General features: G+C 43.8%; 8 protein-coding genes. All 8 read left to right on the forward strand.

The features are described from left to right. Positions 1-1,313, forward strand: a 1,313-nt coding sequence (locus B4033_RS05330) for a 3'-5' exonuclease (protein WP_286832555.1), incomplete at its 5' end; no start/stop codon positions are given. Between the two features lie 46 nt (positions 1,314-1,359). Then, positions 1,360-1,812 carry a dUTP diphosphatase gene (gene dut, locus B4033_RS05335; RefSeq protein WP_034433911.1) on the forward strand — a complete coding sequence of 151 codons (453 nt, stop codon included), beginning with the start codon at positions 1,360-1,362 and terminating at the stop codon, positions 1,810-1,812. A 232-nt stretch (positions 1,813-2,044) separates the two neighbouring features. Then, entirely contained in the window at positions 2,045-3,463 is a 1,419-nt protein-coding gene (locus tag B4033_RS05340; protein ID WP_286832557.1) for a phosphomannomutase/phosphoglucomutase, read from the forward strand. A 10-nt stretch (positions 3,464-3,473) separates the two neighbouring features. Further along, positions 3,474-4,382: an acetylglutamate kinase gene (gene argB, locus B4033_RS05345; protein WP_004811135.1), complete on the forward strand. Its 909-nt coding sequence runs from the start codon at positions 3,474-3,476 to the stop codon at positions 4,380-4,382. 278 nt (positions 4,383-4,660) lie between these two features. Further along, positions 4,661-5,509, forward strand: a complete 849-nt coding sequence (locus tag B4033_RS05350) for a class II glutamine amidotransferase (RefSeq protein ID WP_286832568.1) — start codon at positions 4,661-4,663, stop codon at positions 5,507-5,509. 274 nt (positions 5,510-5,783) lie between these two features. Then, positions 5,784-6,239: a bacteriohemerythrin gene (locus B4033_RS05355; protein ID WP_262467533.1), complete on the forward strand. Its 456-nt coding sequence runs from the start codon at positions 5,784-5,786 to the stop codon at positions 6,237-6,239. A gap of 139 nt (positions 6,240-6,378) precedes the next feature. After that, a complete protein-coding gene (locus B4033_RS05360; RefSeq protein ID WP_004893333.1) occupies positions 6,379-7,458 on the forward strand; it encodes a hypothetical protein in 1,080 nt (359 codons plus the stop codon). Beyond that, positions 7,458-7,784 carry an RnfH family protein gene (locus B4033_RS05365; protein ID WP_004893334.1) on the forward strand — a complete coding sequence of 109 codons (327 nt, stop codon included), beginning with the start codon at positions 7,458-7,460 and terminating at the stop codon, positions 7,782-7,784. The genes B4033_RS05360 and B4033_RS05365 overlap by 1 nt, the downstream gene beginning before the upstream one ends. Positions 7,785-7,941 lie beyond the last annotated feature (157 nt).

A 7,941-nucleotide genomic window follows, 5' to 3' on the forward strand; every position in this document is an offset into this window, starting at 1 on the left:
AGTTCACTGCAGTAGGGGATGATGACCAGTCGATCTATGCCTGGCGTGGGGCTAAACCGGAAAACATGGCGTTGTTACAGCAGGATTTCCCGAATCTGAAAGTTATCAAGCTGGAACAGAACTACCGTTCGACCAGCCGTATTTTGAAAGCGGCGAATACCGTTATTGGCAACAACCCGCATATCTTCGATAAAAAACTCTGGTCAGACAAAGGCCATGGTGAAGTGATTCGTGTCATCACTTGCCGTAATGATGATGATGAAGCCGAACGCGTAGTCAAAGATCTCATCACGCACAAGCTGATGAATGGTAAAAACTGGAAAGACTACGCAATTTTGTACCGTGGGAATTTCCAGGCACGTATTCTGGAAACCCAGCTGCGTCAGATGCAGATTCCTTACAAACTCTCTGGTGGTCAGTCTTTCTTCGCGCGCGCCGAAATCAAAGATGTCATGAGTTACCTGCGTCTGATCATTAATCCAGAAGATGACAGTGCCTTCCTGCGTATTATCAATACACCGAAACGTGCCATCGGACCAGTGACGCTGGAAAAATTGGGTCTGTTTGCGCAAGAAAACAATCTGTCGCTTTTGGCCGCGGCAGCTGACCAGCGTCTGACCATGGCAATGCCAAAGAAAGCCACCACTCAGCTGGCTGAGTTTGCCGACTTCATCAATAACTTTACCCGCAATCTGCTGGATGATGATGAGCCAGTACCGATTATCCGCCAGATGATGGTAGAAGCCGGCTATATCGACTACATCAAGGAATCAGCTGCAACTCCGGCACAGGAAAAAACCAAGCTCGACAATATTGAAGTACTGTATAGCAGTATTCAGAGCCTGATTAACCGTGCTGAAGATGTGGATGAAAAGAATATCGAAAGCGTCATCCGTAAGATGGTGCTGCTGGATATGCTGGAACAGCAGCAGGAAGCAGAAGATACCGATAAGGTGAATCTGTTGACGCTACATGCATCTAAAGGTCTGGAATTCCCTTATGTTTATCTGATTGGTCTGGAAGAAGAGATTCTGCCACACAAAAACTCGATTGCGGCAGAAACGGTCGAGGAAGAACGCCGTCTGATGTATGTGGGCATTACCCGTGCGCGTCAGGGCTTGACCATTACCTTGGCTGAGCAGCGTAAGGCTGGTGGTCAGATGAAGCAGATGACGCCAAGCCGCTTCCTGGATGAATTGCCAGAAGATGAACTGGAATGGTTAGGCCGCAAGAAAAAGCTGGCTGGCAATATTGATCCGAAACAGCAGGCACAGCATTATCTGGATAATTTACGTGCACTGATTAAGCGTTAAAATTTAAGTAATTAATCTATTGGTATTTTTCTACAGGAATAAAATGATGAAAGTACAGGTGAAAGTCCTTGATGCACGCCTTGGCAATGAATGGCCAATGCCAAATTATGCAACTACAGGTTCTGCAGGACTCGACCTTCGTGCATGTGTAAACGAAACTACAGTAATTGAACCAGGTCAAACAGTACTCGTGAAAACTGGTCTGGCTATTTATATTGAAGATCCTGCATTTGCGGGGCTGATCCTGCCACGTTCTGGCCTGGGTCATAAACATGGTATCGTATTGGGTAATCTGGTAGGTCTGATCGATTCAGATTACCAAGGTGAACTCATGGTTTCGGTATGGAATCGTAGCCAGACTGCATTTAGCCTGGAACCAGGTGAGCGTCTGGCGCAGTATGTCCTCGTCCCAGTGGTGCAAGCACAATTCGATATTGTGAATGAATTCGAAGCCACTGAGCGTGGTGTAGGTGGCTTTGGTCATACTGGCAAGAACTAATACAAAAAGCCTACATTCAATAAAATGTGGGCTTTTTTAATGGTTGATAGAATAAGATTTATCCCGTTTTTCAGCTAGCATTTATCCATTCGTTATATTTTTTAAATTGATTATTTATCTGAAATCAGCTAAAAGTACAGGGTCCTAGAACAAAAACTAAAGTTTCACATCATGGTGATGACACCTGATTTCTGAACTTATATTCTCCTATTTAGCAGTGAAATTACGATCTATGGGATTTATGCATCATACATTCCCCATGCAAATCTTTCGTGCTTATGACATTCGCGGTAAGGTCAGTTTACTCAATGTCAGCATGGTAAATGCCATTGCACATGGCCTGGCCCAGCAGTATCAGTCTGCGGGACAGACACGTGTCGCGATTGGTTATGATGCAAGGCTATCCAGTCCGACCTATGCCCATATTATCCAGCGCACCTTAAGCCTGTATGCGATTGAAGCGCACATTATTGGCTGCTGTTCCAGTCCGATGCTGTACTACACGTCACGTGAATTTGATGGCAACGGTATCATGATTACTGCAAGCCATAATCCACGAGAAGATAATGGCATCAAGTGGTTGATTAACAATCAGCCTCCATGTCCTGAAATGATTCAGGCGGTAGGGCAGGAAGCTCAAAAATATTATTCAGATCAGCTACAACAGGCAGACTGGATTGAGCATGAGATTATTCCAGAATATTGCCTCAAATATCAGCAGTCTATTCTCAATGATATTCAACTGAAACGCCGTTATCGGGTCGTACTGGATGGGCTGAATGGTTCAGCGGGGCGTTGTGCGGCTCTGGTATTGAACAAGCTTGGTTGTGATCTAACGACAATAAGAACTGAAGCGAACGGTCATTTTCCCGATCATGCGCCGGATCCCTCACAGGAAGCTCATTTACAGCTGTTAAAAGCAAAAGTTTTAGAGACGAGAGCCGACCTCGGAATTGCCCTGGATGGTGATGGTGATCGACTGGTACTCATCGACGCGGATGGGCAGGTTATTACGGCTGATCAGCTGTTATGCCTATGTGCGGAAATTTGTCTGAAAGATACAGTTGATAAAGAATTCGTTTTTGATGTGAAATGTTCTACCCTGGTTCGTAATACGGTACAAGCGCTGGGTGCTACGCCGGTCATGATCCGCACAGGAAGTTCTTTCCTGCGGAAGTATCTGGCGAATTCTCAAGGACAGGCGATTTTTGGTGGTGAATATGCCGGACACTATGTCTTCAATGATGGCCGTGGCGGCGGTTATGATGATGGTGTTTATGCGGCACTCAGAGTCATGGAATACCTGGATCAAACTGGGCAGACACTGGCAGAAGCACTGGCACGTTATCCAAAACGTACGGGCACTGAAGACCTGTATATTTCGACGCATCAGATTAAGCCACTAGAATTGCTTAACTTTGTTGAAGCACAATCACGTAAATTAAACGCGCGAATTAGTAAAATTGACGGTATACGTCTTGATTTTGATGATGGTTTTGGCATCATTCGAGCATCCAATACAGGTGAATACTTCACAGTGCGTTTTGATGCGGAAAATCAGAGCCGTCTGAATGAAATTCGTCACCTGTTCGTTTCGATGTTACGTGACCGCTATCCTGCGATCGCCCAGGACATTTTAGATGCTCAATAAGGAGAGGCGAATGCCAAATCAACAGACAGGCATCGACAAAGCACAAATTCTGACTGAAGCTTTGCCGTACATTCAACGCTTTGCGGGTAAAACCCTTGTGGTGAAATATGGCGGTAACGCAATGACTGATCCTGAGCTGGAGAGTTCATTTGCTCGTGACATCGTGTTGCTGAAAACTGTAGGCCTGAATCCGATCGTGGTACATGGTGGCGGTCCTCAAGTCGATTCTATGCTGAAACAGCTGGGCCGTGAATCTGAACGTATTGATGGCATGCGTGTTACTGATCCTGCAACCATGGAAATCGTTGAAATGGTGCTTGGCGGAAGCGTAAACAAATCGATCGTTAATCTGATTAACAAACATGGTGGACGTGCCATTGGTTTGACCGGTAAAGACGGTAACCTGATTCGTGCACAAAAACTGCTGATGGAAAAAACTGCTGAAGATGGTTCAGTGCAAAAAATTGATTTAGGACTGGTAGGCGAAGTAGTTGGTGTCAAAACTGATGTACTGGAAATGTTTACCAATAGCGATTTTATTCCTGTGATTGCACCGCTGGGTGTGGATGAGGAAGGTAATACTTACAATATCAATGCCGATCTGGTTGCAGGTAAAGTGGCTGAAGCCTTAGGTGCAGAAAAACTAATTCTGCTAACCAATATTAGCGGTGTGCTAGACGAAAATAAAAATCTGCTGACTGGCCTGACCACTCAGGAAGTTGATCGCCTGATTGAAACAGGTGTGATCTATGGCGGAATGATTCCGAAAGTGGGTTGTGCACTCGATGCCGTGAAAGGTGGTGTCATCAGTGCACATATTGTGGATGGTCGTGTACCGCATGCCAGCCTGCTAGAAATTTTTACTGATCATGGTGTTGGTACATTGATTACCAACCGTGTAAAGTCAGGCCATCATTAATTTAAATGATTTAATGATTAAAAAGAGTCTCAATCGGGACTCTTTTTTATGCCTTTTATTTTTAGCTCTTGTCTTCTGAAATCATCATAATTTTTTTTAGCAGAACCCTGTTGTCTTGAAAAAACAGCTTGAACCAGATTTATCTTTTCTTAAAATAAAGCATAAAAAATCATTCTTTAGCATTTTTAGCGCAAAAGATTGCATGGATCAAGATTTGAAAAGCCCCAAGGACTCATGCACAATAACTGCATAAACACCCCGATACCTGAATGAAGATTATGTGCCAGCTGCTTGGAATGAATTGTGCGACACCGACAGATATTACCTTTTCATTTCGAGGCTTTTCACAGCGCGCAGGGATTACTTCAGATCATGCCGATGGTTTTGGGATTGCTTTCTTTGAAGATAAAGCTTGTCGCCTGTTTGTCGACAACCAGTCTGCGGTTGAATCACCGATTGCCGAGCTGATCCGCAATTACCCAATCAAATCACGTAATGTGATCGCACATATCCGTAAGGCGACTCAGGGTAAAATCAATCTGGAAAATTCGCATCCTTTTAGTCGCGAGTTGTGGGGACGTCAGTGGATCTTTGCGCATAATGGTGACCTGCATAATTTTTTTCCAGAGCTCTCAGGCCGTTTTACGCCAGTCGGTAATACCGACAGTGAACGTGCTTTCTGTTATCTGCTTGATCAGTTGGTAAAGCGCTTTGGTTATCATGAGCCAAAACAGGATCAGATCTTTGATATGCTGACCGAGATTTCGCCATCCATCGCCGAGCATGGTACTTTTAATTTTTGTTTGTCCAATGGTCAGGCGCTGTTTACCTATGCCATTACCAAGCTACATTGGCTGGTGCGTGAATATCCATTTAAGCCTGCACAACTCATTGATATTGAGGTAGAAGTCGATTTTAGCCAAGTGACCACTCCCGAGGACCGTGTCGCTGTGATTACCACGGAACCATTGACACAGAATGAGGAATGGACGGCTTTCCAACCCGGCGAAATGATTCTGTTCCAGCATGGAGCAAAAGTACGTTCTCAACTGACCCACGTAGAACGTCTGGAACGTGAGCAACTGGACCCTTCGCTCAAACGGGTGACACGTGCAGATCAGTACTGATCTCGAAGCTAATAATGACAGTGAAAATACTGTTTTTTTGTTTAATTTTCATGTAAAAATCAAAGATTAATAAGAGCTTATAGCTCTTATTGGTTAATTAATATCTGATCTTTTTGCTCAGAATAAATTAATTTTAATTATATATAACAAATACTTAAATATAAAAATACAATTTCACCACTAAAGCCGACTAATTCACTTCATTTTTATTTAAATCAATACCCTATATGCTTCAAGTTATGTGATAAATCCTCAATATTTATAGGTGGTCGTAATGAAAATGAAATGGGTTCCAGAATATAATACTGGTATCGATGTGATTGACGATCAGCATAAACGAATTCTCGATTACATTAATGAAATCGACGAAATTGATGTCAATACCAATCGTGCGCGTGTTAAGCAAATTCTAGAAAATATTATCGATTACACACAATCGCATTTCACTTTTGAAGAATCACTTCAAGAAGAGGCGGGTTATAAATATCGTGTACCGCATAAACGTGTGCATGATCTGTTCATTAAGAAAATTGAGTCGTATCGTGACCGTTTTGAAATGGGACATTCGATTGAAGCTGAATTGCATGAAGTATTATCTAAATGGCTGATCAACCATATTCAACATGATGATGCGGATTATGTGGGTGCGGTGAAGGAAAACATGGTCGGCCTGATCAAAGAAAAAGAAAAGAAAAAGGGCAAAAACTGGTTCGCTCGTTTCTTCTCATAAAGCAATTTTTCCCTATAACAAAAATTAAAGTCTAATGATCATTTTGCGCAGCAAATCATCTTCGGGTGGTTTGCTTTTTGTTTTTGATTTTCACCGCTATGCAAGGCAAAATAGCGCTAGATTTTTATAGGAATGCATCATGCAGGACAATGCTATGTCAAAATGGTTATCGCCTCTGATGGCTTTTTGTTTATCTTTTCTTATTATTGCGACCCTCGCACCAATAACAGGTATTCAGATTGATCGTCAGCTTGATTTCTGGATGTTGTGGTTAGCGACAATGCTGATCCTGGCGCTTCCAGTCTGTTATCTGGAAATTGCTTTAGCGAAACGTTCCAAGACCACCGCATTACAGGCATTGTCGAGCTTGACCCGTGAGGCAGACAGTTCACAGCGCTGGCGTGTTGTCGGTTGGCTGGCTGTGGTGTTTATTCCATTTCTTGCGGGAGCAATGCTGAATCATGCCTCTAATGTGGTATCGATTGCCAATTTTGAAGTGCAGCAACCAGTCATTCTGGCTGGATTGGCGATTGCGGCTTTGCTGTTGTCTTTAATTCCACGTCTAATTCTGATGGGAATTACTACTGTAGGCGTGATTGCATCCTTGGTCCTTGCCAATGTCATGGGTACAGCACTGCCTGAATGGCAACTAACTCCGGTACAATTCTCTGAATGGGGTAACGCAACGGTACTGGCACTGGTGGCCAGCGGTTTAGGCATGGGGTTGTACTGGCAGTCTAGTTTGGCTGCTGTCAAACAGCAGGATGTAGCGACCAAAACTGTATTACCGATCTGGATTGCACAACTGGTTGCGGTAATTGCTTTTGGTTTCTTCGCGGTAAAAGCTGAAGTACCTGCATTTGCCTTGATCGCTGCAATTGTAGCTGCTGCCGCACTGATGTTACAGATGGCGCGTGAACAGCTGCAACAGCGTCAGATAAATGTCATCATTCAATGGGTAATTGTGGCGGTGGCAACACTGGTCTGGTTGATTCCAAATATCACACCAGTATTTAATAACCTGCTGATCCTTTGGGGGCTGGTGATCAGCCTGATCTATGCCTTGTTTGCTGGTTGGATCATGAAGATCAGTCATCTTCGTAAATCAATGAATTTCAGTTCAGAGGCGTTCTATAACATCTGGCGTATTGCGGTTCGGGTGGTATTACCAGTGTCGATTGTTGTGGCCATTATTGCAGTGTTAGGGCAGTGGTTCTGATGAATCAGTCAGCGTTGATTTGGGTGGCGTATGCTGCCCCTGAGCAACAGTTTCATATTGCAGTACCGTTTCAGCAGGGCATGACTGCACTGGATGCAATTGCTACAAGCGGCATCCGCGATCAGGTGGAATTGCCTGAACCTTTGAATCTGGGAATATTTGGCGTGCGCTTGCAGGATCATGCACAGCTTTTGAATGCTGGGGATCGTATAGAAATTTACCGTGCGTTGATCATTAATCCTAAGGATATTCGCCGTAAACGTGCAGCGCAAAATCCTGTAGGACGTTATAATAAAGGTAATCGGTCCAAGCTGTGGCAATCTTGAGGTTGATCAAATGCGTCATAAAATCGGCAAAATGCCAGTAATTTGATAAACCTATGCAGTTAATTAGAAAAACCCCTAGAAATACAGGGGTTTTTTTATGAAAAAGCGATTATAGTGGTGGCGCTGTCAGAATCGCTTCTTTTGAACCAGGTAAACT

Origin of the sequence: Acinetobacter sp. UBA3132 (assembly GCF_002364825.1) — a bacterium.
Classification (GTDB): domain Bacteria; phylum Pseudomonadota; class Gammaproteobacteria; order Pseudomonadales; family Moraxellaceae; genus Acinetobacter; species Acinetobacter schindleri.